This window comes from Sulfitobacter aestuarii (assembly GCF_042685005.1).
GTDB lineage: Bacteria > Pseudomonadota > Alphaproteobacteria > Rhodobacterales > Rhodobacteraceae > Sulfitobacter > Sulfitobacter aestuarii.
This window is the reverse complement of record NZ_JBHUMP010000005.1, coordinates 161,377-186,185: the sequence shown is the minus strand read 5'-3', so window position 1 is coordinate 186,185 and position 24,809 is coordinate 161,377. Positions and strand designations below refer to the sequence as shown.

Annotated in this window: 28 protein-coding genes; 16 read left to right on the top strand and 12 right to left on the bottom strand. The window is 65.5% G+C overall.

The window, feature by feature from the left end; translation table 11 throughout:
* Positions 1-20: 20 nt before the first annotated feature.
* On the bottom strand, positions 21-170 hold the full coding sequence (locus tag ACFSUD_RS08510; protein WP_386373388.1) for a hypothetical protein: 150 nt from the start codon (positions 168-170) through the stop codon (positions 21-23).
* A gap of 91 nt (positions 171-261) precedes the next feature.
* Here ACFSUD_RS08510 and ACFSUD_RS08505 point away from each other — a divergent pair, with 91 nt between their 5' ends.
* Complete coding sequence (locus ACFSUD_RS08505) at positions 262-942, top strand: sugar transferase (RefSeq protein WP_386373386.1); 681 nt, start codon at positions 262-264, stop codon at positions 940-942.
* Between the two features lie 105 nt (positions 943-1,047).
* Here the strand turns inward: ACFSUD_RS08505 and ACFSUD_RS08500 are convergent, their stop codons facing one another.
* Positions 1,048-1,449, bottom strand: a complete 402-nt coding sequence (locus ACFSUD_RS08500) for a VanZ family protein (protein ID WP_386373385.1) — start codon at positions 1,447-1,449, stop codon at positions 1,048-1,050.
* Positions 1,450-1,565: 116 nt separating this feature from the next.
* Here ACFSUD_RS08500 and ACFSUD_RS08495 point away from each other — a divergent pair, with 116 nt between their 5' ends.
* Both ACFSUD_RS08495 and nusG read left to right on the top strand, forming a co-directional pair.
* Positions 1,566-1,856, top strand: a complete 291-nt coding sequence (locus tag ACFSUD_RS08495; RefSeq protein ID WP_386373383.1) for a hypothetical protein — start codon at positions 1,566-1,568, stop codon at positions 1,854-1,856.
* The gene (nusG, locus tag ACFSUD_RS08490) at positions 1,831-2,358 is read left to right on the top strand and encodes a transcription termination/antitermination protein NusG (protein WP_386373381.1); all 528 of its coding nucleotides are present in this window, start codon (positions 1,831-1,833) and stop codon (positions 2,356-2,358) included. Before ACFSUD_RS08495 ends, nusG begins: the two co-directional genes overlap by 26 nt.
* A 10-nt stretch (positions 2,359-2,368) precedes the next feature.
* Here nusG and ACFSUD_RS08485 read toward each other — a convergent pair whose 3' ends face one another.
* Both ACFSUD_RS08485 and ACFSUD_RS08480 read right to left on the bottom strand, forming a co-directional pair.
* Entirely contained in the window at positions 2,369-2,887 is a 519-nt protein-coding gene (locus ACFSUD_RS08485; protein ID WP_386373379.1) for a hypothetical protein, read from the bottom strand.
* Between the two features lie 234 nt (positions 2,888-3,121).
* Positions 3,122-3,430 (bottom strand): hypothetical protein, encoded by a 309-nt coding sequence (locus ACFSUD_RS08480; protein WP_386373375.1) that lies wholly within the window; start codon positions 3,428-3,430, stop codon positions 3,122-3,124.
* A gap of 187 nt (positions 3,431-3,617) precedes the next feature.
* On the opposite strand from ACFSUD_RS08480, the gene ACFSUD_RS08475 reads away from it, so the two are divergent.
* Positions 3,618-5,759, top strand: coding sequence for a GumC family protein (locus ACFSUD_RS08475; RefSeq protein WP_386373374.1), 2,142 nt, complete (start codon positions 3,618-3,620; stop codon positions 5,757-5,759).
* A 70-nt stretch (positions 5,760-5,829) separates the two neighbouring features.
* On the opposite strand, the gene ACFSUD_RS08470 is transcribed toward ACFSUD_RS08475, so the two are convergent.
* Genes ACFSUD_RS08470 through ACFSUD_RS08450 form a run of 5 tightly spaced genes read right to left on the bottom strand, consistent with a single transcriptional unit; the run spans position 5,830 to position 11,282 of the window.
* Complete coding sequence (locus ACFSUD_RS08470) at positions 5,830-6,750, bottom strand: ABC transporter permease (RefSeq protein WP_386373372.1); 921 nt, start codon at positions 6,748-6,750, stop codon at positions 5,830-5,832.
* Entirely contained in the window at positions 6,750-7,820 is a 1,071-nt protein-coding gene (locus tag ACFSUD_RS08465; protein ID WP_386373370.1) for an ABC transporter permease, read from the bottom strand. Before ACFSUD_RS08465 ends, ACFSUD_RS08470 begins: the two co-directional genes overlap by 1 nt.
* On the bottom strand, positions 7,810-9,357 hold the full coding sequence (locus ACFSUD_RS08460; RefSeq protein ID WP_386373368.1) for an ABC transporter ATP-binding protein: 1,548 nt from the start codon (positions 9,355-9,357) through the stop codon (positions 7,810-7,812). The genes ACFSUD_RS08465 and ACFSUD_RS08460 overlap by 11 nt, the downstream gene beginning before the upstream one ends.
* A 55-nt stretch (positions 9,358-9,412) precedes the next feature.
* A complete protein-coding gene (locus ACFSUD_RS08455; protein ID WP_386373366.1) occupies positions 9,413-10,507 on the bottom strand; it encodes a BMP family ABC transporter substrate-binding protein in 1,095 nt (364 codons plus the stop codon).
* A 46-nt stretch (positions 10,508-10,553) separates the two neighbouring features.
* Positions 10,554-11,282 (bottom strand): GntR family transcriptional regulator, encoded by a 729-nt coding sequence (locus ACFSUD_RS08450; protein WP_386373364.1) that lies wholly within the window; start codon positions 11,280-11,282, stop codon positions 10,554-10,556.
* A 275-nt stretch (positions 11,283-11,557) separates the two neighbouring features.
* Here ACFSUD_RS08450 and ACFSUD_RS08445 point away from each other — a divergent pair, with 275 nt between their 5' ends.
* The 3 genes from ACFSUD_RS08445 to ACFSUD_RS08435 are packed head-to-tail and all read left to right on the top strand — an operon-like array spanning position 11,558 to position 14,847.
* Positions 11,558-12,454 carry an aromatic ring-hydroxylating dioxygenase subunit alpha gene (locus ACFSUD_RS08445; RefSeq protein WP_386373362.1) on the top strand — a complete coding sequence of 299 codons (897 nt, stop codon included), beginning with the start codon at positions 11,558-11,560 and terminating at the stop codon, positions 12,452-12,454.
* A 24-nt stretch (positions 12,455-12,478) separates the two neighbouring features.
* Entirely contained in the window at positions 12,479-14,182 is a 1,704-nt protein-coding gene (locus ACFSUD_RS08440; RefSeq protein WP_386373360.1) for a Rieske 2Fe-2S domain-containing protein, read from the top strand.
* Between the two features lie 8 nt (positions 14,183-14,190).
* Positions 14,191-14,847: a glutathione S-transferase family protein gene (locus ACFSUD_RS08435; RefSeq protein WP_386373358.1), complete on the top strand. Its 657-nt coding sequence runs from the start codon at positions 14,191-14,193 to the stop codon at positions 14,845-14,847.
* 3 nt (positions 14,848-14,850) lie between these two features.
* Here ACFSUD_RS08435 and ACFSUD_RS08430 read toward each other — a convergent pair whose 3' ends face one another.
* Positions 14,851-15,801, bottom strand: a complete 951-nt coding sequence (locus tag ACFSUD_RS08430; RefSeq protein ID WP_386373356.1) for a glucokinase — start codon at positions 15,799-15,801, stop codon at positions 14,851-14,853.
* A 240-nt stretch (positions 15,802-16,041) separates the two neighbouring features.
* On the opposite strand from ACFSUD_RS08430, the gene gdhA reads away from it, so the two are divergent.
* The 7 genes from gdhA to ACFSUD_RS08395 all read left to right on the top strand — a co-directional run bounded on the left by gdhA (position 16,042) and on the right by ACFSUD_RS08395 (position 20,484).
* The gene (gene gdhA / locus ACFSUD_RS08425; RefSeq protein ID WP_386373354.1) at positions 16,042-17,388 is read left to right on the top strand and encodes an NADP-specific glutamate dehydrogenase; all 1,347 of its coding nucleotides are present in this window, start codon (positions 16,042-16,044) and stop codon (positions 17,386-17,388) included.
* Positions 17,389-17,585: 197 nt separating this feature from the next.
* Entirely contained in the window at positions 17,586-17,882 is a 297-nt protein-coding gene (locus tag ACFSUD_RS08420) for a hypothetical protein (protein WP_386373352.1), read from the top strand.
* Between the two features lie 156 nt (positions 17,883-18,038).
* Positions 18,039-18,368, top strand: coding sequence for a hypothetical protein (locus tag ACFSUD_RS08415; protein WP_386373350.1), 330 nt, complete (start codon positions 18,039-18,041; stop codon positions 18,366-18,368).
* A 155-nt stretch (positions 18,369-18,523) separates the two neighbouring features.
* Positions 18,524-18,781 carry a type II toxin-antitoxin system ParD family antitoxin gene (locus ACFSUD_RS08410; protein WP_386373348.1) on the top strand — a complete coding sequence of 86 codons (258 nt, stop codon included), beginning with the start codon at positions 18,524-18,526 and terminating at the stop codon, positions 18,779-18,781.
* Positions 18,778-19,104 carry a type II toxin-antitoxin system RelE/ParE family toxin gene (locus ACFSUD_RS08405; RefSeq protein WP_386373346.1) on the top strand — a complete coding sequence of 109 codons (327 nt, stop codon included), beginning with the start codon at positions 18,778-18,780 and terminating at the stop codon, positions 19,102-19,104. The genes ACFSUD_RS08410 and ACFSUD_RS08405 overlap by 4 nt, the downstream gene beginning before the upstream one ends.
* An 82-nt stretch (positions 19,105-19,186) precedes the next feature.
* Positions 19,187-20,131 (top strand): DnaJ C-terminal domain-containing protein, encoded by a 945-nt coding sequence (locus tag ACFSUD_RS08400; RefSeq protein WP_386373344.1) that lies wholly within the window; start codon positions 19,187-19,189, stop codon positions 20,129-20,131.
* A complete protein-coding gene (locus ACFSUD_RS08395; RefSeq protein WP_386373342.1) occupies positions 20,131-20,484 on the top strand; it encodes a hypothetical protein in 354 nt (117 codons plus the stop codon). Before ACFSUD_RS08400 ends, ACFSUD_RS08395 begins: the two co-directional genes overlap by 1 nt.
* Here ACFSUD_RS08395 and ACFSUD_RS08390 read toward each other — a convergent pair whose 3' ends face one another.
* On the bottom strand, positions 20,485-21,306 hold the full coding sequence (locus tag ACFSUD_RS08390) for a helix-turn-helix transcriptional regulator (protein WP_386373340.1): 822 nt from the start codon (positions 21,304-21,306) through the stop codon (positions 20,485-20,487). It abuts the gene before it with no gap.
* A 269-nt stretch (positions 21,307-21,575) separates the two neighbouring features.
* On the opposite strand from ACFSUD_RS08390, the gene ACFSUD_RS08385 reads away from it, so the two are divergent.
* Together ACFSUD_RS08385 and ACFSUD_RS08380 are read left to right on the top strand one after the other, a co-directional pair.
* On the top strand, positions 21,576-22,961 hold the full coding sequence (locus tag ACFSUD_RS08385; protein ID WP_386373338.1) for an AAA family ATPase: 1,386 nt from the start codon (positions 21,576-21,578) through the stop codon (positions 22,959-22,961).
* Positions 22,962-23,067: 106 nt separating this feature from the next.
* A complete protein-coding gene (locus ACFSUD_RS08380; RefSeq protein WP_386373336.1) occupies positions 23,068-23,664 on the top strand; it encodes a YcbK family protein in 597 nt (198 codons plus the stop codon).
* Between the two features lie 6 nt (positions 23,665-23,670).
* On the opposite strand, the gene ACFSUD_RS08375 is transcribed toward ACFSUD_RS08380, so the two are convergent.
* Positions 23,671-24,807, bottom strand: a complete 1,137-nt coding sequence (locus tag ACFSUD_RS08375; RefSeq protein WP_386373335.1) for an EscU/YscU/HrcU family type III secretion system export apparatus switch protein — start codon at positions 24,805-24,807, stop codon at positions 23,671-23,673.
* Positions 24,808-24,809: the final 2 nt, after the last annotated feature.

The following is a 24,809-nucleotide window of genomic DNA, read 5'->3' as shown; positions in this document are numbered from 1 at the left end:
TCGGCAACAACTGTTGCATTTCAATTACCCTGCAAATCGCGATGTTGCAAAAACGCACCAATTGAGCGGTTTATCTGCTTTTGGCTTGCATTTGCCGCCGTATTGATGCCCAACGCCCTGTTGGCATTATTTGCGTCAACAAAGTGTAATTCCTCAATTGCCATCTTCATTCAAATCTGGTTGAAAGACCGCGGGCTCGAATATTCATGGGTCCGTACAAGAAAGCTCATTTTTCGGCCCTGCATTTCTAGGTGGTAACCAGTGAAGCATCACGATTTTCCGACTTATCAATTGCAATCCAATGCCACGCTTGTCGAAAGCCAAGCTTTCGAAGTTCCGGCCCGAATTCTGCCCCTGCGTCCCTACGGATTTGCGAAACGGGCGTTTGATTGTGTCGTCTCGCTGCTTCTGCTGCCGCTTTTCGCGATCTGCTGTCTGGTGCTGAAGCTACTGAATCGCGGGCCCAATGCCGGGCCGCTCTTTTATGTGCAGCTGCGCATGGGACAGGATTGCAAGGCCTTCCGGGCGATCAAGTTCCGCAGCATGAAATGCGCCGACCGCATCACCCGCGGCGCCGACGATCCGCTGGAACTCGACCGGATCACGCCGCTGGGGCGGTTCCTGCGTAAGGCGCGGATCGACGAGATTCCACAGATCATCAATGTGCTTCGCGGCGAGATGAGCCTGATCGGGCCGCGGCCGGATTACTACAAACATGCGCGGGTCTATCTGAAGACGATTCCCGGCTATCGCGAGCGTCACGCGGTACGGCCCGGGATCAGCGGCTATGCCCAGACCGAGGTCGGCTATGTCCAGGGGCTGGAGGCGACGCGGGCCAAGGTGCGTGCCGATCTGCATTACATCGCGCATCAGAATTTCTGGCTCGATACCTGGCTGGTCTGGCGCACCGTCAGCATCGTCCTGGGACGGCGCGGCGCCTGAGGCGCGGCAGGATTTATCGTTTGGATATGAGGACTTGCAGCCGGTCTCGCGATCGGCTGTTGGCGTGTTTGCCGTCCGGATGCGGGCGTGTGATGCGCCGCGCGTTCAGCTTTGGATGCGTTGCTCCGCCCGGCTGAACGAGCGCGGCAGGAGCTGGTTGATGATCAGCCCGAGTGCTGCGCCGACGCTGGTGCCGAGCATGTCGGCGAGGAAATCCATCCATTCGGCGGAGCGCCCGACGCTCGGCTGGATCAGCTCGATCACCCCGCCATAGAGGAGCGCACCCGGCAGGATCATCAGCAGTGCGCGCGGGTAGAGCGCGGCGCAGGGCAGGGTGAGCGCGGCGAAGGCTAGGAAGTGATAGAGCTTGTCGCTGCCGGGCACGCCCTGGGAGAGATCGCTCGGAATCAGGGTCAGGTAACCGATCACCGCCGCCAGCGAGCCGGTGAGGGCGAAGGCCGCATATCGGCGCCGCCGGGAGGCGGTATTGGGGTAATCCAGAGACATCGCTAAACTCACATTCTGACCTGTCGGCACCGCTGATAGCGCAGGGTGGCGGCGCTGTCGCGTGCAAAAGACCGGCTCGGCGGCGTGCTGCCGAGTGGCAGGCGATCTGAGAATACGTGATTCGCCTTGCGAAGGCCATCGCGGCCAATGCCGAATTCGGTGCGCGTATTAACGAAATATTAATCGATATTAAGACGCCATACAGAAAACAATCGCGCGAGGCGACGAAGGGCGGAAAGGCGCTGCGCGTTCGATCGCCTGTGGTGCGATTCGCCGCAGCAATTCGCCTTCCCACCGCTTCACATTCCGCGGCATTCCTGATCCAAGAGGGGCAAATTGTGACGGCAGCGCGGCTGCCGCCGGTACGAGTGGAGAAGGTCGATGTCGGCACATGCGGTGATGGCTGAAGCGGAAAACTGGTTCGTGGCGCAGCTCAAGCCGAACGGGCTGACGCTGGCGGAGCGCAATCTGGCGCGGCAGGGTTTCGCGCATTTCGCGCCGCGACGGCGCGAGACCAGCCTGCGCGGCGGGATCCGCAGCGTCAGCTCCAAACCGCTGTTCCCGGGCTATATCTTCGTTCAGTTCGATCCGCGGCGGCCGGGCTGGACCGCGATCAACGCCACCCGTGGCATCACCCGGCTGCTGCTCAATGACCTTCGCAATCCGCGTGGCCTGCCGGGTCAATTCATGGCCGGGCTGCGGGCGCGTTGCGATGACGGCCAGATGCTGGAAAGCTCGGATCTGAGCGCGGGGGATCGAATCAGGGTGATCTCGGGGCCCTTCGCGGAGATCGTTTCCACTGTTGAACAGCTCGGCAAGGATCAGCGGATCGGCCTGTTGATCGACCTGATGGGGCAGAAGGTGCGGGTCAAGCTTCCCGCGCATAGTGTCGAGAAGCTGACCGGTTAGTCGGCGCGCTTCAGCAGGCCCGGACGCCGAGACGGATCATCTCGCGGCCGCTGACATAGGACAGGGAGCGCAGGTTGTAACGCGCCTTGCTCATGTACCAGCTGCGCAGCGGAGCAGGGTAATGTTCTGATATCACGGCAGAAGCGCGGTTGAACGTATGCGGGTCGAGGGGCCGACCAAAAGAGCTCGGACCGTGAAAGCCGAAAGTCGTATCGGCGGAGATGCAGGTCTGCGGCAGGCCGATCAGCATGGTGCAGGTCGAGTAGCAGACGGAGCCGGTGATCCGCACCGGCTGGCCGGTTCGGCGCAGGTTGCGGATTTCGGCGAGGCGTTTGAGCAACAATCCGCCTCGGTCGTTCTTGACGATATGGGGCCGGGATTGCGGATAGGTCTGGGCCTGGGCCGCGATCGGGAGGGCCAGGAAGGCCAGCGTGAGCGCAGCCCGGCGCAACAGCCTGCGCCCGGATTGCGCGATACGACAGGCAAGGGGATATTGTTGCCGCAAAACGGCTCGATCAAATGTCAGCATTGTTCCACTCCAGAAATCGGGGGCCAAAAAGATGGAAAAAGGCCCCACTGCGCCACCACGCGCAAAAAGCAGAACACCATAAGGCCGTTAAAGACGGGTGTGTTCTGACATGCTGATTGTATAGATTTTTCCGGATTCGAGCAATGCAGACGGCCCCGACCTGTCGGTCGGGGCCCGCGCCTCGTCAGCGCAAGTCTTGATCCGGCGGGGGCCGGACCAGATTATGGCCGGGGCTTAATTGGTGCCGGTCGTGCCGGTGGTGCTGGTCGTGCCGGTGGTGTTGTTGCCGCCAGAACCGGCGACAGCGCCGACCAGCGCCGCGCCGCCGAGCACGGCCGGTGCGACGAAGGCGAAGTTGGTTACCCCGGCCAGCCCCACGGGCAGCGCCAGGCATACTTCGTGTTCGGCATTCGCCGCATCGTCGCAATCGATCGCGGCATCCACCGGGCCGTCGGCGAGCGTGTCGGTCTCGAGATTTCCGGCGAGCGCCGGGAGGGCGAAGCAGGTGAGGGCTGCGGCACCGATAAACGTCTTACTAATCATCATGGCTCTCCAAATTATTCCGTGTTTTCTAGCATGTCTGCCGGGGGATCAGAAGGGTAGAACCAGCAGCCCTGCAATTAGTTCGGAAACTGCCTTAAAATAGCACTCACGTCCAATGGTATATCCATCGTTTGTGAGTTAGAAACCGCGCAAATTCCGACAATCCGCCTTCTCACGAGACATATACATGACTGAATTCCCCAAGAAGCAGCAATTCGCGCCGTCCCTGCCGGAGACCGAAGATGATTCCATCGATCTCGCGGCGCTGGCGGGAACGCTGTGGCGGGGCAAGTGGATCATCGCGCTGGCCACGGCGCTGGCGCTGCTGATCGGCGGTTATTATGCCTTTGTCGTGGCGACGCCGCTCTACCGGGCGACCTCGGTGGTGATCCTGCAGACCAAGCAGGACAATATCGTCGATCTGCAAAGCGTCGTCGGCGGCATGTCCGGCGATTCCACCGAGGTCAATTCGGAGATCGAAGTGCTGCGCTCGCGCGGGCTGATGGGCAAGGTGGTGGACCGGCTCGATCTCATCAACGACCCGGAATTCAACGGCGAGCTGCGCGAACCGGGGCTGGTGGCGAACGTCACGGGCGGCATCAGAAACAGCATCGGGGCGCTTTTCGGCGGGGATGAGGCTTCCGAGCTCAGCGACATCGAGGCGCAGTCACGGCGCGACGCGGTGGTGTCGGCGCTGCTCGACAAGGTATCAATCAGCAATATCCGCCAGTCTCTTGTATTCAACGTCACGGTGGAGACCGAGTCGGCGCGCAAGTCGGCGCGGATCGCCGATGCGATTGTCGAACTCTATATCCTCAACCAGATCGAGGTGAAGTTCGAAGCCACCGAACAGGCGACCACCTGGCTGACCAACCGCGTCGGCGAGCTGCAGGTCGAGCTCGAGGCGGCGGAAACCAAGGCGTCTGATTTCTCCTCGCGCACCGAGCTCGTCTCGATCGAGGGGCTGCAGGCGCTGGAACGCCAGATCAAGGACATGCGCGAGCGGATCGCCACGGCCGAGCAGACGGTGAGCTCCGCTCAGGCGGAACTGGAGGGGCTGCGCGCGGCCGAAGCCATCGAGGACAAGGTGGCTCTGGCCGATGACACGCAGCTGACCCGCATGGCGCAACGGCTCGATGACGGGCCCGAGATGGTGGCGGCTTTCGACAACCGCTACCAGATGGTGATCAACCGCAAGGCGCTCGATCTCGCGCGGGCCGAACAGCAGCTTGAGGCGCTGCGCCGCTCGGCGGTGGAGCTCGAACGTCAGGTCGCGCGGCAGGGGCAAGATCTGATCACCCTGCAGCAGCTCACCCGCGAGGCCGAGGCGACCCGCACGCTCTATGAATATTTCCTCACGCGGCTCAAGGAAACCTCGGCGCAACAGGGCATCCAGCAGGCCGACAGCCGGGTGCTGTCCAATGCGGTGGTGCCGGGCGCGCCCTCGGAGCCACGCAAGTCGCGCATCCTGGCGCTGTCGATGATCCTCGGCATGATGATCGGCGCGGGGATCGTGCTGCTGCGCGAGATGCGCAACAACAGCTTCCGCACCGCGCGCGAGCTCGAAAATCATACCGGTCTGACCGTGCTCGGCCAGATTCCGGAAATTCCAGCGGGCAAACGGCCCAATGTCCTGCGCTATCTGCTGGACAAGCCGACCTCCGCCGCCGCCGAGGCGGTGCGCAACCTGCGGACCTCGCTGATGCTGTCCAATGTGGACAACCCGCCGCAGGTGATCCTCTCGACCTCCTCTGTGCCGGGCGAGGGCAAGACCACCAATTCGCTGGCGCTGGCGGCCAATCTTCTCGGGCTCGGCAAGCGGGTTCTGGTGATCGAGGGAGACATCCGCCGCCGCACGCTCAACGAATATTTCCCGACCCTGCCGACCAGCGGCATCGTCGGGGTGCTGAGCGGCGAGATGCGGTTCGAGGATGCCGTGCATCGTCCGGCGGATTTCGGGGCCGATGTGCTGGCCGGGGACAAGACCGCGACCAATGCCGCCGATCTTTTCTCCTCCGACCGTTTCCGCGATTTCATCGAGGAAATGCGGGGGCGCTATGACGCGATCATCATCGACACGCCGCCGGTTCTGGTGGTGCCCGATGCGAGGATCATCGCCCAGGTCGCCGATGCGATCCTGTTCACCGTCTATTGGGACAGCACCAGCAAGCAGCAGGTCGAGGAAGCGCTGCGCATGTTCGACCAGACCAAGCAGCGCATCAGCGGGCTGGTGCTGAGCCAGATCAGCGCTCGGGGCATGAAGCGCTATGGCTATGGCGGACAATACGGCGCCTATGGGGCCTACGGGGCGAAATATTACACCGAGTGAGGCCTTGCTGTCTTGCCGGATGAGATGAGGGGCGCGGACCGCAGGGTGCGCGCCCCTTTGCCTTGCCGGGTCAGCCCTTGGGGCGGAACGGCTTGGCCAGCGACACCGGGAAATCCAGCGCCATCGCCTCGCGGTTGCGCGAGATCAGCACCAGCACCACGATGGTCGCCAGATAGGGCAGAGCGGAGAGCAGCTCGGACGGCAGGGTGAGGCCGATCGCCTGGCCCTGCAATTGCAGGATCGTCATGCCGCCGAACAGCCAGGCGCCGAGCAGCACCCGCAGGGGGCGCCAGGCGGCGAAGACCACCAACGCCAGCGCGATCCAGCCGCGTCCGGCGGTCATGTTCTCGACCCAGAGTGGCGTGTAGACCAGCGACAGATAGGCGCCGCCGAGCCCTGCCATGGCGCCGCCGAACATCACCGCGAGATAGCGCATGCGGATCACCGGATAGCCGATGGCATGGGCGGAATCCGGGTTCTCGCCGATCGCGCGCAGGGCCAGCCCGGTCTTGCTGCGATAGAGGAACAGGCTGACGGCAGCGAACATGGCGAAGGAGAGATAGACCAGCGGATCAAAGCGGAACAGCATCGGGCCGAGCACCGGCAGGTCCGAGAGCAGCGGAATGTCGAGCGGCCGGATCGCCGCCACCGGCGTGCTGCCGAAGCCGCGCCCGACGAAGGCCGAGACCCCGGCGCCGAAGATCGCCAGCGCCAGCCCGGCGGCATATTGATTGGCCATGAAGGTCAGCGCCAGCACTGCGAAGAGCAGCGAGGCGATCATCCCCGCCAGCATCGCCGCGAGAACCGCGAAGACCATCGGCACCCCGGCGAAATGCGCCCAGACGCCGAAGGCGGCACCGATCAGCATCATGCCTTCGATGCCGAGGTTGAGCACGCCGGATTTCTCCACCACCAGCTCGCCGAGCGCGGCGAAGACCAGCGGTGTGGCGGCGATGATCGTGGCGGCGACCATGGAAATCAGCAGGTCCATCAGCTTGTCCTCGCGGCGATCTTGCGGACGCGGAAATTGATCAGAAAATTGCTCGCCAGCAGGAAGAACAGCAGCATCCCCTGAAAGATCAGCGCGATAGAGGAGGGCAGGCCGAGCGAGAGCTGCGCGGTCTCGCCGCCGAGATAGAGCAGCGACAACAGCAGCCCGCCGAGCGCGATGCCAAAGGCGTTGAGCCGTCCGATGAAGGCGACGATGATCGCGGCGAAACCATAGCCCGGCGAGATCTGCGAGGAGAGCTGACCGAGCGGCCCGGCGACCTCGGTGACACCGGCGAGCCCCGCGGCGGCACCCGAGACCAGCAGCCCGACCCAGATCGCCGCGGCGCCGCTGAACCCGGCGAAACGCGCGGCCGCGGGGGCGGTGCCGCCGACCGACATCTTGTAGCCGAGAAAGCTGCGCTCCATGAACAGCCAGGTGGCGATCACCGCGATCACGGTGAAGAAGATCGAGGTGTTGAGCCGGTAGGCATAGTCGAAAACCCCGAACATCCCGGCATTGGGCAGCAGCGCCGTCTGGGGAAAGTTGAACCCGTCCGGGTCGCGCCAGGGGCCATGCACCAGATAGGACAGGATCAGCTCGGCCACATAGGTGAGCATCAGCGTGACGAGGATCTCGTTGGTGTTCATCCGCGCCTTCAGGAAGGCCGGGATCGCCGCCCAGGCGGCCCCGGCGAGCATCCCGGCGAGCACCATCAGCGGCAGCAGCAGCGCGCTTTCCGGGATCGGCGCGAAGAGCCCGACGCCGGTGGCGGCGATGGCGCCGATGATCAGCTGCCCCTCGGCGCCGATGTTCCAGACATTGGCGCGAAAGCCGATGGCGAGGCCGCAGGCGATCAGGATCAGCGGCGCGGCCTTCAGCAGCCATTCCGAGACGCCATTGAGCGTGGTCAGCGGCTCGACGAAGAAGGTATAGAGTGTCAGTGCCGGGTCGAGCCCGAGGCTGAGGAAGAACAGCGTGCTGACCAGCAGCGTCAGCAGCGTGGCGAGCAGCGGCGCGGCCAGCGCCATGGCCCGCGAGGCTTCGGCGCGCGGTTCGATTCTATAGGGCATGAAGCTTGTTTTCCTCGCACGGTTCCGCGGCGGCATCGTCGATCCCCGCGCCGGTCATCAGCAGGCCGATCTCCGCGACATCGGTGGCGGCGCGTTCGAGCCGGCGCGACAGGCGCCCCTTGCTGATCACGTAGAGCCGGTCGCAGATCTCGAACAGCTCGTCGAGCTCCTCGGAGATCACGATCACCGCCTTGCCCGCGCGGCTGAGGTCGATCAGCGTCTGGCGCACATAGGCGGAAGCGCCGACATCGACGCCCCAGGTCGGTTGCGAGACCAGCAGCACCTGCGGGGCCAGCTCGATCTCGCGGCCGATGATGAATTTCTGCAGGTTGCCGCCTGAAAGCCCATGGGCGCGCGCGCCGGGACCGGCGGCCTTGACCTTGTATTTCTCGATCACCTGCCGGGCAAAGCCGCGTGCCTTGCCCCGGTCCGCGAAGCCACGGCGCACCATGCCCCGGCGATGCGCGGTGAGCAGCGCGTTCTCGGTGAGCGAAAAGGGCGGCACGGCGCCGCGGCCGAGCCGTTCCTCGGGCACGAAGCCGAGGCCGCGGTCGCGGCGCTGTCCGGCGTCGAGATGGCCGATCGGCACGCCGTCGAGCAGCACGTCGCCGGGCCGGGCCGCGCGGCGCTCGCCGCTGATCGCGGCGGCCAGCTCACCCTGACCATTCCCGGATACCCCCGCGATGCCGACGATCTCGCCGCCGAAGGCTTCGAGCTCGATGTCGCGCAGCGGCGTGCCGAGCACGCTCGGGGCGGCGAGCGACAGCTTGTCGAGCCGAAGCAGCGGCGCCGCGCCGCGCTCGGCGGGCGCGCGGGTGACCTCGGGCAGATCGCTGCCGACCATCAGCCGGGCCAGCTCCGCCGAGCTGGCGGCGCGCGGATCGGCGGTGCCGGTGACCCGGCCGCCGCGCAGCACCGTTGCCGAATGGCAGAGGTCGCGCAGCTCGTCGAGCTTGTGACTGATATAGAGGATGCTGCAACCCTCGGCGGCGAGCTGGCGCAGGGTCTTGAACAGGGTCTGCACCGCCTGCGGGGTCAATACGCTGGTCGGCTCGTCGAGGATCAGCAGCCGGGGGCTGCGCAGCAGGCAGCGCACGATCTCGACGCGCTGGCGCTCGCCCACCGAGAGGGTCAGCACCAGACGCTGCGGATCGACCGGCAGGCCGTAGCGCTGCGAAACCTCGCGGACCCGTTCGGCCAGCGCCTTGAGGTCCATCTTGCCGGGCATCGACAGGGCGATGTTCTCGACCACGGTGATCGATTCAAACAGCGCGAAATGCTGATAGACCATCTCGATCCCCAGCGCGCGCGACGTCGAGGGGTCATGCGCCCCCACTTCCTTGCCATCGCAGAGGATCTTGCCCGCATCGGCGCTGGTGGCGCCGTAGATGATCTTCATCAGGGTGGATTTCCCCGCGCCGTTCTCGCCGAGCACCGCGTGGATCTCGCCCGGCATCACCGAGAAGGAGATGTCGTCATTGGCCAGAACGCCGGGATAGGATTTGCTGATGCCGCGCAGTTCGAGCCGGGCTGTCATGGGGCGACCTTTCGGATGCTTTGGCGCCCGCCACGCATGGGCGGGCGCCGCGGGCTCAGCCCATGTTGCCGATCATGCCCTGGACGAACCAGTTCATGCTGCGGATATCGCCGTCGGAGAGCACCTCGCCCGCGCCGACGCGGCTGGCGCCGCTCTGGTCGTTGAGCTCCCCGCCGAAGGGATGCAGCGTGCCGCCGATTATCCCGGCATGGGCGGTCTCGATCGCGCTCAGCGCCTCGGCCGAGAGCGCCTCGTTATAGGGCGACATCTGCACCACGTCATCGGCGATGCCGCGCCAGCGTTCGCGGCTCTCCCAGCTGCCCGCCGCCACGTCGCGCGCGGCCTGCAGATAGACCGGCACCCAGTTGAGCGTGAAGGCGGTCAGGTGCTTGCCATTGCCGAATTTCGACATGTCGCTGGCGTAACCGATCGACCAAGCGTCGTTCTCGCCCGCGACCTGCACGCCGGTGGCGGTGTCGGTCATCGAGCAGATCACGTCGCAGCCCTGGGCGATCAGCGTCTTGGCGGCCTCTTTCTCCTTGCCCGGATCGAACCAGGAATTGAGGAAGATCACGTTGCAGGTAATGTCGGGGTTGACCGATTGCGCACCGCGCAGCAGGGCATTGGCCGGGCCGACGATGTCGGGGATCGGGAAGCCGCCGATGAAGCCGATCTTGGCCCATTGCGTGACATGGCCCGCCGCGACCCCGGCCAGATAGGTGCCTTCGAAATATTTCGCCTCGAAAGTGCCGAGGTTCTTCAGATGCTTGATGCCCGAGCAATGTTCGAACGCCGTCTCGGGGAAGCGCGGCGCGACCTTCTGCATCGGCGTGCCATGGGAGAAGCTGTTGCCGAAGATCAGCTGATGGCCCGAGCCCGCCAGTTCGCGGAACACCCGTTCGGCATCCTGCGGGCGGAAGACGTTGTCGATCTCGGTCACTTCGACATTGTCGCCGAATTCCGCCTTTATCGCCTCGATCCCCAGCGTGTGCTGCTTGGTCCAGCCGATGTCGGAGATCGGCGAGACATAGACCGCCCCGACCTTCAGCTTTTCCGCCGCACGGGCCGGGCCGGAGAGGCCGGAAAGCCCGGTCGCCAGACCGGCGGCGGCGCCGTATTTCAAAAGCTCTCTGCGGGTGGTCATCGTCATTTCGCTCTCCCGTTGGGTTGAATATTCATCTGCATGGGTTCACCGCTCATCGCTGCTCTGCTTCCTTGGGCGCTGCCTCGCGCCGCGGTTCGACCGAGGCGGCGGCATAGGGCGCCAGCGCCTCCTGCACCGAAAACGCCGGCGCGCTGTCCTCGTCGAGGATGAAACCGCTGACCACGGCGCGGTGATGCCGCTCGATCAGCGCCTGCGCCTCGGCCACATTGCCCGCTTCCAGCAGGTCGATCAGTTCGCTGTGGTCATGCAGCAGCCCGCAATAATCGAAACGGCTGTCCACCAGCGTGCGCAGCAGCGCGGTGCGGCGCAGCAATTGGGTATGCAGCTCGCGGACCACCGAATTGCGCGAGAGTTTCACCAGCTCGGCGTGAAATCCCCAGCCGAGCGCATCGGCGCGCGCATCGTCCTTGGCCTCGACCGCCGCGTGCTGGCATTGCACATGCTCGCGCAGCTCGGCCCAGCCGCGCGGGCCGATCCGCCCGGCAAGCTGCGCCGCCACCCCCTGTTCGAGGATCGTCAGCGCGTCATAGATCTCCACCGCGTCGCGATAGCCCGGCCGGATCACCGAGGCGCCCTTGTTGCGCTGCAGTTCTACCAGACCGTCATTGGCGAGCCGGATGATCGCCTGGCGCACCACCGCGCGGCTGACCGCGAAGAGATCGGCGAGGCTCTGTTCGCTGAGCTTGCTGCCCGGCCAGAGCCGCTTGTCCACGATGGCCCGGGTGACGGCCTCGGCGATCTCGGCGGAGCGGTTTCCCATCGATGGTGAGGGCCTTCTGGCTGTAAGGGCGGGGCGGGTCTGGTGTCAAAGACTGATCTTGCGACGATTCTATAGCAATCCTGATCCGATGCCACAATGTTTGAAATGCGAAGGTATTGATATTGGTATCCAATCCATCCGCCATTGCCTAGCATTGCTCGCCGATGCTAGGATATCGCCGCGGAAAGGGTGGCACCGGGCAGGGACGATTCGCCCGGTTTTGTCCCTGTACGCGCCCCAACCGATGAACCCGAGATCACGAAGAGGACATGCATATGAGCGATCCCGCCTGCAGCGACCCGGTGGTACGCGACCTCTGGCATGTCATCGTCGCCTGCGAGGAAATTCCGCAGACCGGCATCGGCAGAACGCGGCTGCTCGGTGAGCATCTTGCCTATGCGCGCGGCGCGGATGGCTCGGTCGCGGTCTGGCGCTGCGAGAAGGGGCAGGTGCCGGTGATCCCGGAGGATCCGGCGCTGCTGCTGCCGGTGCAGGAACGCTACGCCTATGTCTGGACCTGTCTCGGCACCCCGGCGCGGGAGATCTTCGACATTCCCGAATTCGACGAGGCCGAGCGGCGCAACATCCATGCCGCCTCCTTCGGGGTGCATGTCTCCGCCCCCCGCGCCATCGAGAATTTCCTCGACATGGGGCATTTCCCCTTCGTGCATACCGACATTCTCGGCGCCGAGCCGCATACCGAGGTCAAGGAATACAGCGTCGAGGTTTCCGCCGAGCGCGACGAGATCATCGCCACCAACTGCACCTTCTGGCAGCCGATGGCGGCGACCAATTCCACCGGCGGAGCCGATGTGGACTACATCTACCGGGTGCCGCATCCCTTCTGCGCGGTGCTCTACAAGAGCAGCGGCGACATGTCCGGGCGGCTCGATGCGATCGCCCTGTTCGTGCAGCCGCTCGATCAGGAGCACATCCGCGCCCATATGCTGCTGACCCTGTTCGACGAGGTCAGCGAGGATCTGGCGATCCGGCTGTTCCAGCAGACGATCTTCGCCCAGGACAAGCCCATCCTTGAGAACCAATACCCCAAGCGCCTGCCGCTCGATCCGCGCGCCGAGACCCCGATCCGTGCCGACAAGGCGGCCATTGCCTATCGCCGCTGGCTGTCGGGCAAGGGGCTGACCTATGGCGTGATCCCCGCCGCCGCCTGACCCATTGCTGAGGAAGACCACCCCATGACCTTCGACCCGCACGGCCAATGGTTTCCCATCGCCGCCGCCAGCGATCTGCCGCCGCGCCATGTCTATCAGGCGCAGCTTCTGGGCCGCGAATTCGCCGTCTGGCGCGCCGATGACGGCCATGTCAACGTCTGGGAAAACCGCTGCCTGCACCGCGGCGTGCGGCTGTCGATCGGGATCAATGACGGGCGCGAGCTGCAATGCCAATATCACGGCTGGCGCTATGCCAACCGCACGGCGGGCTGCACCTATATCCCGGCGCATCCCGCCGACGCCCCGGCGCGCACGATCTGCAACAACACCTACCCGGCACAGGAGCGGCACGGGCTGATCTGGGCCTGCGAAGCGCCGCAGGGCGAGGTGCCCGAGCTCGATGGTTACGGGCTGGTGCTGCGCGCGATGCCGCTCAACTCGCCGCGTGATCTGGTGATCGCGGCGCTGCTGGCCGAGGGGGGCGCGGCGGCGCAGCAGGATGGGTCGGTGCTGCTGCGCGGTGAGGATGGTCATGCAACGCGTTTCTTCGTGCAGCCGGTCGACAGCAACCGCAGCGTGATCCGCGGGCTCAGCGACGCCGAGGCGCAGGGCGCGGCGCGTATCGCCCTGCTGCGCGACTGGGACTGGCGGCTCGAAGAGCTGCGCGCGCGGATCGAGGCGGAAGCCGCGACGCGCGAGACCCCCGAACCGATGCAGCCGCAGATCACCCGGCTTTCGGAAGAACTCGCCGCGCTGCCTGCCGCCGGGGCCGATGGCCGACAGGCGGAGCAGCGGGTGCGCGTGGCCGAAAAGGTGGAGACCGGCAAGGGAGTGATTGCCCTGCGGCTCGAACCGCTGCGCGGCAGTCTCGCGACCTTCCAGCCGGGCGCGCATATCGACGTGCATCTGCCGAACGGGCTGGTGCGGCAATATTCGCTGACCAACGGGCCGGGGCAGACCGATCACTACCGGATCGGGGTGAAGCGCGAGGCCGAGAGCGGCGGCGGGTCCGCGGCGCTGCACGATCAGGTGCAGGTCGGCGACGTGCTCGCCATTTCCGCGCCGCGCAACAATTTCCCGCTGCGCCGGGATGCGGTGCAGACGATCTTCATCGCCGGGGGCATCGGGGTCACACCGCTGCTGTCGATGGCGCGGGCACTGCAGGCCCAAGGGCTCGACTTCGCCTTCCACTACTTCGTGCAATCGCCGGAACACGCTGCCTTCGCCGGTGAAATGGCCGGGTTCGGCGCGGCACTCCATCTGCACGCCGGGCTGACCCCGCAGGACACCGGCACGCGGCTGGCCGAGCTGCTCGCCACGCCGGGCCATGCGCGGCACGTCTATCTCTGCGGTCCCGGCCCGATGCTGGAAGCGGCACGCGGCATCGCCGCCGATCAGGGCTGGCCCGAAAGCGCGGTGCATTTCGAGTATTTCAAGAACACCAGGGAAATCGACGATTCGAGCAGTTTCGAGATCGACCTGGCGCGCTCCGCGATGAGCCTCACGGTGCCCGCGGGCAGGACCATCCTCGAAGTGCTGCGCGAAAACGGGGTCGATATGCCGTCCTCCTGCGAACAGGGCGCCTGCGGCACCTGTCGTGTCGCGGTGATCGAGGGGGAGATCACCCATCAGGATGTCTATCTCAGCCCCGGCGAAAAAGCCGAGGGCAAAAGCATCATGACCTGCGTCTCGCGCGCGGCCTCGGGCCGTCTCATTCTGGATATCTGAGGGCCGCCATGATCACGCTTCATGATTACGAATTGTCGGGCAATTGCTACAAGCTGCGGCTGATGCTGTCGTTTCTCGGGGTGGAGTACCGCTCCGAAATGGTCGATTTCTATCCCGGGCGGCAGCATAAATCGCCGGAGTTCCGCCGTCTCAACCCGCTCGGGCAATTGCCGGTGATCGAAGATGGCGATCTGGTGCTGCGCGATGCGCAGGCGATCCTCGTTTATCTCGCCTCGGCCTATGACGGCTCCGGGCAATGGTATCCGCGCGACGATCCGGCCCGGCTCGGACAGATCGCGCAATGGCTGGCCTTTGCCGATGCGATCACCGCCACCGCCTCGGCGGCGCGGCTGCATGACGGGATGTTCTTCGAGGAGATCGACATCGACGCCGCCCGCGCCGGGGCGCATCGGCTGTTCCGTATCCTCGATCAGCATCTGCATTTCGCCGAGCTCGAAGGACAGGACTGGATCTGCCCCGGCGCGCATCCGAGCATCGCCGATGTCGCCTGTTTCCCCTATGTGATGCTGTCCGAGGAAGGCGGGATCGATCGGATGGATTACCCGGCGATCCGGCGCTGGTGCGACGGGTTCAAGCGGATCCCCGGTTTTGTCACCATGTCGGGTGTCTTCCCCGCCGGTCCCGGCGTGGCTTCGGCGGGCTGAGGCTCAGAGCCGCGCCCAGTTCAGCGCGCCCTGCAGCGCTGCGCGGTCGTCATCGAGCAGGTGGATCGGGAAATCCTCCATCAAATCGCGCATCCGTCCCTTGGCGTGAAAGGCTTCCAGAAAGAGACTGTCCTGCGCCGTGATCAGCGGCCGCATCGCCTGCGTGGCGCCGCCAAACAGGTAGATCCCGCCGCGCGGCAGAAACAGCAGTGCCAGATCCCCGGCCACCCGCCCAAGCGCGCAGGTGAAGGCGCGACAGGCCCGCGCGGCGACTTCGTCCTCTCCCGACAGCCCGGCTGCCACGATCTCGCGGCTCCCTTGCAGATGTGGGGATTCGTCCGCGAGACTGGCGGCGCAGCGATAGGCGGCCTCGATGCCGCCGCCGGACAGCACCCGCTCCACCGAGCAACGCCCGTGTTCGGCGCGGATCCGCTCGGCCAGCGCCCGTTCGAAATCGCTCTCGGCAGCGTATCCGGCATGGCCCGCCTCGCAGCGCAGCACCTGATCGCCGGGCAGCCAGAGCGCCGAGTTGAACCCGGTCCCGGCGCCGAGCACCAGGCGCGGCGCCCTGGCCTGCGCCGTTCTTGCAGCGGTCAGCGGCGTGTGGTCGAGCTGGTCCGGGTCCTGCAGCGCATGACCCAGAGCCTCGAAATCATTGATGAAATCGACCCTGTCGGCGCCGCTGATCCGGGCAATCTCCGCCTTGTCGATGCACCAGTCGCGGTTGGTCAGCCGCACCCGGTCCCCTGCCGCGATGGGGGCCGCCAGCGCGATCACCACTCGGCGCGGGGCCGGGGCGCCGCTCTGATCGAAATAGGCGCGCAGGATCTCGGCGAAACTCGCGTGATCGTCATTCTTCAGCCGCGTCACCTGCGCCGCGTCGAGCGGCGCATCGGGCGCGGTCTGGACAAACCGGCTGTTGGTGCCGCCGAGATCGAAGAGAAGCAGATCCATGCTGTGAGCCCTCCCGTGGTGCTGCTGTAGAGGTAGGATGCTCGCAGATCGGGTCCAGCGATGCCATCCAATCTGCCCGCTGTTCCGGCAACGCCACTGACGCTGCGTCAAATCGTCCCGGCCCCGGCGGCGCGACAGGCGGGGAATCTGCTTTTCCACCGGACGTTGCAGCCCTATTCAGAACGGGAAAACAGCGTCTTCGCTCAGCGGCGGCGCGCAGAGGCGCAAGGAGTATCCCGCATGAATATCGACGAGAAGCTTGAACCGGTCCTGGCCGAAGTGATGGCGCGCAATGCCGGTGAGGCGGAGTTCCATCAAGCGGCACGCGAGGTGCTGGAAAGCCTCGGCCCGGTGGTGGCGCGGCATCCGGCCTATGCCGAGGGCGCGCTGCTGGAGCGGATCTGCGAGCCCGAGCGGCAGATCATCTTCCGGGTGCCCTGGGTCGATGATTCAGGTCAGGTGCAGATCAACCGCGGCTTCCGGGTCGAGTTCAACTCGGCGCTCGGCCCCTACAAGGGCGGGCTGCGCTTTCATCCCAGCGTCAACCTCGGCATCGTCAAGTTCCTCGGCTTCGAGCAGATCTTTAAGAACGCGCTGTCGGGCATGCCCATCGGCGGCGGCAAGGGCGGGTCCGACTTCAACCCGCGCGGCCGCTCCGAGGGCGAGATCATGCGCTTCTGCCAGTCCTTCATGACCGAGCTCTACCGCCATATCGGCGAATATACCGACGTGCCCGCCGGGGACATGGGTGTGGGCCAGCGCGAGATCGGCTTCATGTTCGGCCAGTACAAGCGCATCACCAACCGTTATGAATCCGGGGTGCTGACCGGCAAGGGCCTGCGCTGGGGCGGCAGCCGGGTGCGCACCGAGGCGACCGGCTACGGCACCGTCTATTTCCTCGAGCGGATGCTGGCCACCAAGGGCGACAGTTTCGAAGGCAAGCGCGTCGTCGTCTCGGGTTCGGGCAATGTGGCGATCTATGCGATGGAAAAGGTGCAGGAGCTCGGCGGCATCGTCGTCGCCTGTTCGGATTCCGGCGGCTATGTCACCGATGAGGGCGGCATCGACCTGACGCTCGTCAAGGAGATCAAGGAGCAGCGCCGCGCCCGGATCGCCAGCTATGTCGAACTGAACGGGGCGGGCGCCTATCACGTGGCCGAGGCCAGCATCTGGGACGTGCCCTGCGACATCGCCATCCCCTGCGCGACGCAGAACGAACTCAGCGGCAAGGCGGCCAAGCGGCTGGTTGAAAACGGTGTGATCGCGGTGGCCGAAGGCGCCAACATGCCCTGCACCCCCGAGGCGGTGCGGCTGTTTCAATCCGCCAACACGCTCTTCGCCCCCGGCAAGGCGAGCAACGCGGGCGGCGTGGCGACCTCGGCGCTGGAAATGCAGCAGAACGCCTCGCGCGACAGCTGGACCTTCGAGCAGACCGAAGCCCGCCTCGCCACGATCATGGCCGCCATCCACGACCGCTGTGCCGAGACGGCGGAGGATTACGGCATGCCGGGCAATTACGTCGCCGGGGCCAACATCGCCGGGTTCATCCGGGTGGCCGAGGCGATGCGGGCGCTCGGGGTGATTTGAGGTTTGGGGGGGGCTGGGAGGCCCCCTATTAGTTCTGATGGTGGGAGCGAGGGACGTAGCTGCTTTTTGGTATAGCGTGGGAAGGGATCGGAGAGCACACGGTCTCTTTAAGGTGCGCACATTACTTTGATCGTGGTTTTGGGATCATCTTCTGAGGTGGCTCGGTTTGCCGCACCAGCTCAAGGAGAGATAATTTTATGACGGTACAGAAAAAGATCTGTGCTGCTTTCTGCGAGGGTCTCCCAGTCCGAGAGGTTCCGCTTGGTTATGCGATCAAGACCCCCTTCAACTGGCTTCACCGCGAGCCCTTGGTTGTGTTTGGCGAGAAATCGGACGGTTTGGTCCGTATGCGTGATGGTGGCGACACACTCGCCCTGTTGGAAGACGTCGCTGGAGACCTGACGACCGAGACGAAATTGGATACTATGAGGCAGCTAGCTATAGAGCACGGCATAGCGTTCGATGAAGAACGCTCGTTGTTCCTCAGTGATTGAACGGAAGAAGCGAACTTAGGTGATGCAGTTATCAGATTCATCTCGTTCCTAAACCGCATACAAGACCTTGCGTTTCTGTCACGCGAACGCGTTAGCAATGCGTTTCGCGAAGAGCTTACTGCAGCGATTAAAGCACGATTCGGGGCGCGTTTTTATGTGGGTGAGCGAGAATCTTTGTCTAAAGAACATAAAGAGTACACCGCTGACATCATCATCCGCGACGCAAAAATCCAAGCGGCTGTCTACGCTGCAACTAACGAAGTAAACGTTCTGGAAGCTTTGTTAACAGAGCAAGTGTTCAAAGACGAGCAACACGTGAAAACTGTACCCTTGGTAGTGTTTGAGGACTTTATGCAAAGCAAAGTAAAGGCAAAAACGCGCCGCCGTGTTATAAATAGCTCTGGCATTGAGATCGCAGACTGGGCCGGGGGGCCCGATGACGTACTTGCCAAGATCGATCAACTCTTGAAGGCTCGAGCCGCATGATTGGCACGACGGAGTGCCAATGGATGCAAGAAACATTCTGCTCTCAGCACGTTGCTGACATGGTTCTATAGCGCGGCAGCAAAAACAACATCTCACCCCGCCCCCATTGATCCGCCCCGCCCATTGGCATATATTGCCATCAAGGAGGTGGCCAAATGGTAACCCGCAACGTCGTACTGACCGAGAACCAGGATCAGCTCGTGCAGGCGCTTGTCGCTTCCGGGCGGTATCAGAATGCAAGCGAGGCTTTGCGGGCCGGGTTGCGGCTGCTGGAGCAGGAGGAGGCGGGGCTGATGCAGATCCGTCAGGATCTGCGCCGTGCGCTGGATCAGGCGCAGAGCGGTGATCTGGCCGAGGGCAGCGGCGACGACGCGGTGCGCCGGGCCTTTGCGCGGGCGCGCGGCGGGGCGTGAGCCGCGGCTTCCGCCTCACCCGGCAGGCCGAGGATCATCTGGTCGAGATCGCGCTCTGGACGCTGAACCAGTTCGGCCCGCGACAGGCCGATCTCTACGAGACGGAGATCCTGCAGCGCTGCGCGGCGATCGCGGCGGGCAGCGCGCCGAGCCAGGATTGCACGGTGTTGCTCGACGGGGCCGAGGGGCTGCGTTTCAGCCGGGCAGGGGCACATTTCATCGTCTTTCTCGACCGGCCCGACGCGGTGGTGATCCTCGATTTCCTGCACGCCAGCCGCGACCTGCCGCGTCACCTCGCGGCGCTGGCGACGCGTCGCGATTGAGCCCTGTCTCGGCGCGGCCTCTTGAGTTCTCTGCAAAAGCCTTATGTTTCTGGCAACAGAAGTCTGATGAGAACCGCAGGATATGTCCATTGATCCCTATGAAGCCCTCGGGCTGAGCAAGACCGCCAGCGCCGAGGAGATCAAGAAAGCCTATCGCAAGATCGCCCGCAATTCGCATCCCGATCTCAACCCCAGCGATGCCGACGCGGCCGCGAAGTTCAAGGCGGCCTCGGCGGCCTATGACCTGCTGAAGGACCCGGAGACGCGGGCGCGTTTCGACCGCGGCGAGATCGACGCGAGCGGCGCGGAACAGCAGCAGCGCCGCTATTACCGCGATTATGCCGAGCGGGCCGACAACCCCTATCGCCGCGCCGGTCATCCGGGCGGCGGCACGGGGGCCGGGGAGGCCGGTTTCGGCGATGCCTCCGACATTTTCGCCGAATTCTTCCGCCAGCAGGGCGGCGGCGGGCGCCAGGAAGGACAATTCTTCAACGCCCGCGGCAGCGATCTGCGCTATGCGCTCGAAGTGCCCTTCCTCGACGCGGCACTCGGCGGCAAGACAAGGATCACCCTGCCCGACGGCGCGGCGCTGGAGGTCAGCATCCCGCAGGGCACCGCCGAGGGCCAGACGATCCGCCTGCGCGGCAAGGGGGCGCCCGGCTTCGGCGAGGGGCCGCCGGGCGATGCGCTCATCACCATCAGCATCGCGCCGCATCCCCATTTCCGCCGCGAAGGCGATGACATCCTGCTCGATCTGCCAATCACCATCGACGAGGCGCTGCTCGGCGGCAAGGTCGCGGTGCCGACCATCGGCGGCCGGGTCAATCTCAACATCCCGAAGGGTGCGAGCTCGGGCCGGGTGCTGCGGCTGAAAGGACGCGGTGTTGCCCGGCGCGGCGCGGCGGCGGGCGATCAGCTGGTCAGTCTCAAGGTGGTGATGCCGCCCGAAGTGGATGCCGAGCTGGCCGATTTCATCGGCAAATGGCGCCGTGAGCATGGCTATGATCCGCGCAAGGAGATGATGTGATGAGCGACAGATATTCTCTCGACGAGGCCCTGGCGCAGGTGGCGCGGCTCGACCGGGCGCGGCTGGTTTCCTACATGGAGGCGCAGATCATCCTGCCGCTGCAGACCCCGCAAGGCCCGAGCCTGCGCAAGATCGACATCAAGCGGCTGGAGCTGGCCTGCGAGCTGAGCGATGAATTCGGGCTCGAGGAGGACGCGCTCGGCGTGGTGCTGTCGCTGCTCGACCAGCTACACGGGTTGCGCGCCGAATTGCGCGACGTGCTCGGCGCGCTGGAAGAGGAATCCCCCGAGGTCCGTGCCCGTATCGCCGCGGCGATCGCCCGGCGCCATGGCGCGCCCGGTGCGGGGCATTGATCATGATCGCGCCGATGCGCCCCGGTTGAGCGCGATCAGCGCGACCTGACCATCGGTGCCGGATTTGGCATAGATGCTGCGCAGATGGCTGCGCACCGTCGCGACGCGCAGGTTCAGCGCCGTGGCGATCTGGGCCGCCTTGTCCCCGCGCAGCAGCAACCGGCAGACCCGCTGCTCGGCCCGGCTCAGCCCGCAGGGATTGTCGCTGCCGAGGATATCGGCGCTGTCGGGATGCGGCTGCCGGGGGGGTGTTGCGCCCGGCGCGGGGCCGGGGGCCATGGCGGCGGCAAGCCCCGGCATGCGGCGGGCCCAGCCCTCGGCAAGCGCCTGCGCGATCAGCGTCAGCGGCAATTGCGGATGCAGATCGGGGTCGCGATCGAAATCGAGCGCGATCATGTCGAGACCGTTCTTGGTACAATCCAGCACGATCAGGCAGAGTTCGTGCAGCCCGGCGCTCTGCGCGATGGTGGTCGCGGCGGAGCTGGCGGCGAAACCGGGATCACCGCGCATGTCGGACAATTGCCAGAGCCTGCCGGGGCCGGGCGACGTGCCCCCTGTTCTCAGCAGATGCCGCGCCAGAGCGGCGGCGGGCGCGGTGCGCGCCTCTCCGGCTTCGGCGAGGCATTGCACACGCTCGCCCTGTATCCGCAGCAGAACGACCCGGCGCGCCCCGGTCTGGCGCCGCAGCAGTGCCAGCACCCTGTCGAGCCGCCCCTGACCGCCGAGCGCCGCGTGCCAGTCATTGATCAGCGCGAAGCTCTCCGCGATGCGGAAGGACAGGTCGTCATCGGGTTGGCGCGCCGGGGGGCAGGGGTCTGGCAAGGTGAGTCCTTTGCTTTCGTCGCAGCCTTTCTGCCCCGGGCTGGTGGTGCGGGAAGGGCTGTTTTGCGGCGGCAATGGGGCAATGTCCTGCCGGGAGCGGCCCTGTCGCCCGCCGGAGCCGCAAAGCTGCCGGATTCCGCCTCTGCACGCCTAGAAATGGCCCCGCTGCCTCATCCATCGTGAGGATGCACCACGCTCCGCGCCGCCGTACCATTCCCAAGGCGATGGCCCGTCCTTTGCCGTCTGACGCCCGCTGATAGGAGCCCGCCATGACCCTTGCCGAGACCGATATCGAACGCCAGGTCGCGCTGGCCATGGCGCTGCCGGATGATCCGCCGGAAACCGCGGGGATAGTCGAAGTTGAAGCCGAGGCGCCTGCCGCGCCGGGGTGCGCGCAGGTGCTGCTCGTGACGCAGACACCGGCGATCCGCGACGCCTTGAGCGCCGAGATGGCGCAGGATGACACCGTGCAGGGCCAGACACGCCCCGGCCCGCTGAGCGCGGCGCTGCCGGAACTGGCAGGCGCGCCCGGAAACATCGATGTGCTCGTCTTCGAGCTTGACCGCGAATTGGAGGCGGATCTCGCGGCGCTGCGCGCGCTGACCGAGACGCCGGGGCCGCAGCTCATCGCCGTCAGCGCCACGCCGCTCTGCGAGACGCGCAAACAGGTACTGGAGAACGCCGGGGTGCAGGAGGTGCTGAGCCTCACCCTGACCGCGCAGAGCGGCGCCAGGGACGTGCAGAAGCTCCCCGAACCGGCCGAAACAATCCCTGCCGAAACGATCCCGCCCGAAACGATTCCGGCCGCGCGCGATCTGCCACCTCCGAACGCGCCGCAGGGCAAGCCGATCCGATTGCCGCAATCCGGGCCGCTGAACGCCCTCGCGGCGGCGCAGCCTGTGCGCAGCGACATCACCGTGGTGCTGCGGGCGAGGGGCGGTGCCGGGGCGACCACGATTGCCGTCAACCTCGCGGTGACGGAGGCCGAACATGTCGCGCCGGGCAGCATCGCGCTGGTCGATCTCGACCTGCAGAACGGCGCCATGGCGCTGTCGCGCGACATGCCCGATTGCACCGACACCAGCGAGCAAGGCAAGGGCGAGACGGATGTGGACGACGATTTCCTTGCCCGCGCCATGGTGCGCCATCACAGCGGCGTCGATGTGCTGACCGCGCCCGATGTCTTCGCGCCATTGACGGCGCTGCAGCCGGGGCGCATCGCGCAGCTGCTCGACGCGTTGCAGGCGCGCTATGACCATGTCGTGCTGGACATGCCGCAGAGTGTGCTGGACTGGATCGAGCCGGTGCTCGACCGCGCCGCGCGGGTGCTGCTGGTCAGCGACATGTCCCTACCATCGATCAAGCGCACGCGACGGCTGGTGGACATTATCGGCGAGAACCGCACCGCGCTGCCGATCCGGGTGGTGATCAATCTGGATCGCAAATCTACCTTCCCCAGCGCCACGCAGGCGGAGATCGCCGAGCTCATCGGGGCGCCGCTCGCCCATTGGATCCCGGTCGATCCCCGCGCCGCGCGTCGGGTCGGCAACGGCACAAGAGCCGCGCCGCCCCTGGCCGACGCCAAACCTTCCGCGACCGGCAAGGCTTTCGGCGCGCTGGTCAAGGCGATCAGCCCGAGGCAGAAGAAGGGCTGACCGGACTTGCGCCGGGCGGCCATCCGAGCTTTTTATTTGCGAAAAAATTCTTACCCCCGTAGTCCGGGCCTGCTAATCTGCGGGTCAGACAGCGGGCAGGGCGGGCATGATCAGCAGGCGACACTTCATCAGCGCCACCTCGGCGGCGGCGGCCCTTGCGGGGCTCGCGCCCGGTGTCGCGGCCAATCCTTCCCCCAACCCGGACCCGAGCCGCGCCGATACCCGGCTTGACCGGCTGGTGAACCGCATCGACCCGACCATCGCGCTGTGGAACCCGCATACGGACGAACGGCTGCAGCTCCGGTTCTTCGGGGCGGCGGGCTATGACCGCGAAGCTTTGCGAAAAATAAACTGGCTTCTGCGCGACTGGCGCGAGAACGAGATGGCGGAGATCGACGCGCGGCTGCTCTGGGCGCTGGCGGCGCTGCGTCAGGCGGGGATGCAGGAGGGCAATGCCGGGCTGATCCATGCCCACTCCGGCTACCGCACGCTCAAGACCAACGAATACCTGCGCCGCAAGGGCTATCGCACCGCGCGCCATTCCTTCCATCTGCGCGCCCGTGCGGTCGATTTCACCATGCCCGGCGCGCCGGTGGCCAGCCTCGCGCGCTATGCACAATGGCTGCAGATCGGCGGCACCGGCCATTACCGCAACAATTTCGTGCATATCGATTCCGGCGGGTCGCGGCGCTGGACCGGCTGAGCAGTCTCAATCCTCCTCCTCGGGACGGCGCAGCCGGGCGCCGCCGGGCGGAGCGCGGCGGATGCGCTGCCTGAGGTCATGAACAAAGCTCACCAGCTGCGCGACCGCGGGCCAATGTGCCTCCGGGATCGTCCGGTCCACCTCCGCCGCGGCATAGAGCGCGCGCGCCAGTTCGCGGCTTTCCAGCACCGGGATCTCGTGTTCATGGGCCAGCTTCCTGATCTGCGCCGCCAGCAGGTCGGCGCCCTTGGCCACGCAGACCGGCGCCTCGTCGACGCCGCGTTCATAGCGCAGGGCGACGGCGAAATGCGTCGGGTTGGTCAGGATCATCGTGGCGGTCGGCACGTTGCGGCGGATCTGCTGGCGCAGGCGCTGGCGGCGGATCGCCTCGCGCCGCGCCTTGATCTGCGGATCGCCCTCGGATTCCTTGTGCTCGTCCTTCACCTCTTTCAGGGTCATGCGCTGTTTCTTGGCATGGCTGAAGCGCTTGTAGAACGCGTCGAACAGCACCACCGGGATCATCGCCACCATCACCCAGGCCAGCATCGCCGAGGCCCGGGTGCCGACCAGACCGGGGCTCCATTCCGGCAGCATCGCGGCACCGGGCAGCATCTCGTCGAGCGTGTCCCAGGCGACGTAGAGGCAGATCCCGGCAATGATCACCAGCTTCACGAAGCTCTTGGCGAATTCCACGAGGTTGTTGGCCGAAACGAGCTTCTTGGCACCCTTGAGCGGTGACAGCTTGCTGCCCTTGGGCTTGATCCGCTCCCTGGCCACGACGAAAGGCCCCTGCAACAGCCCCGAAAGCAGGCCGCCGAGCAGGAAGATCGCCAGCGCCACGAGGGTCACCATGGCAATCCGCCCGACCATGTCGCCGAGCGCCGCGGAGAGGTCGGCGATGCCGGTGCTGCCGGAGCCGATCTGCAGGCTGCCCGAGAGCGCGAAAACGCCGCCGAGCGCGCCGCTCGCCTCCATCGCGAAACGCGGCAGGTACCAGGCGGTGAAGATGAACAGCGCGCCATAGCCGAGCAGATGCCCGACCTCCTTGCTGACCGGCACATCGCCCTTCTCGCGCGATTTGCGCAGCTTCTTCTCGGTGGCCTCTTCATTGCGGGACCCGTCGTCGTCCTTGTCCTCAGCCATGC

Coding starts and splice junctions, on each gene's coding strand:
- ACFSUD_RS08510 (WP_386373388.1), bottom strand. CDS start 170: ATGAAGATGGCAATTGAGGAATTACACTTTGTTGACGCAAATAATGCC.
- ACFSUD_RS08500 (WP_386373385.1), bottom strand. CDS start 1,449: ATGTCTCTGGATTACCCCAATACCGCCTCCCGGCGGCGCCGATATGCG.
- nusG (WP_386373381.1), top strand. CDS start 1,831: ATGTCGGCACATGCGGTGATGGCTGAAGCGGAAAACTGGTTCGTGGCG.
- ACFSUD_RS08485 (WP_386373379.1), bottom strand. CDS start 2,887: ATGCTGACATTTGATCGAGCCGTTTTGCGGCAACAATATCCCCTTGCC.
- ACFSUD_RS08480 (WP_386373375.1), bottom strand. CDS start 3,430: ATGATTAGTAAGACGTTTATCGGTGCCGCAGCCCTCACCTGCTTCGCC.
- ACFSUD_RS08475 (WP_386373374.1), top strand. CDS start 3,618: ATGACTGAATTCCCCAAGAAGCAGCAATTCGCGCCGTCCCTGCCGGAG.
- ACFSUD_RS08470 (WP_386373372.1), bottom strand. CDS start 6,750: ATGGACCTGCTGATTTCCATGGTCGCCGCCACGATCATCGCCGCCACA.
- ACFSUD_RS08465 (WP_386373370.1), bottom strand. CDS start 7,820: ATGCCCTATAGAATCGAACCGCGCGCCGAAGCCTCGCGGGCCATGGCG.
- ACFSUD_RS08460 (WP_386373368.1), bottom strand. CDS start 9,357: ATGACAGCCCGGCTCGAACTGCGCGGCATCAGCAAATCCTATCCCGGC.
- ACFSUD_RS08455 (WP_386373366.1), bottom strand. CDS start 10,507: ATGACGATGACCACCCGCAGAGAGCTTTTGAAATACGGCGCCGCCGCC.
- ACFSUD_RS08450 (WP_386373364.1), bottom strand. CDS start 11,282: ATGGGAAACCGCTCCGCCGAGATCGCCGAGGCCGTCACCCGGGCCATC.
- ACFSUD_RS08445 (WP_386373362.1), top strand. CDS start 11,558: ATGAGCGATCCCGCCTGCAGCGACCCGGTGGTACGCGACCTCTGGCAT.
- ACFSUD_RS08440 (WP_386373360.1), top strand. CDS start 12,479: ATGACCTTCGACCCGCACGGCCAATGGTTTCCCATCGCCGCCGCCAGC.
- ACFSUD_RS08435 (WP_386373358.1), top strand. CDS start 14,191: ATGATCACGCTTCATGATTACGAATTGTCGGGCAATTGCTACAAGCTG.
- ACFSUD_RS08430 (WP_386373356.1), bottom strand. CDS start 15,801: ATGGATCTGCTTCTCTTCGATCTCGGCGGCACCAACAGCCGGTTTGTC.
- gdhA (WP_386373354.1), top strand. CDS start 16,042: ATGAATATCGACGAGAAGCTTGAACCGGTCCTGGCCGAAGTGATGGCG.
- ACFSUD_RS08420 (WP_386373352.1), top strand. CDS start 17,586: ATGACGGTACAGAAAAAGATCTGTGCTGCTTTCTGCGAGGGTCTCCCA.
- ACFSUD_RS08410 (WP_386373348.1), top strand. CDS start 18,524: ATGGTAACCCGCAACGTCGTACTGACCGAGAACCAGGATCAGCTCGTG.
- ACFSUD_RS08400 (WP_386373344.1), top strand. CDS start 19,187: ATGTCCATTGATCCCTATGAAGCCCTCGGGCTGAGCAAGACCGCCAGC.
- ACFSUD_RS08395 (WP_386373342.1), top strand. CDS start 20,131: ATGAGCGACAGATATTCTCTCGACGAGGCCCTGGCGCAGGTGGCGCGG.
- ACFSUD_RS08385 (WP_386373338.1), top strand. CDS start 21,576: ATGACCCTTGCCGAGACCGATATCGAACGCCAGGTCGCGCTGGCCATG.
- ACFSUD_RS08380 (WP_386373336.1), top strand. CDS start 23,068: ATGATCAGCAGGCGACACTTCATCAGCGCCACCTCGGCGGCGGCGGCC.
- ACFSUD_RS08375 (WP_386373335.1), bottom strand. CDS start 24,807: ATGGCTGAGGACAAGGACGACGACGGGTCCCGCAATGAAGAGGCCACC.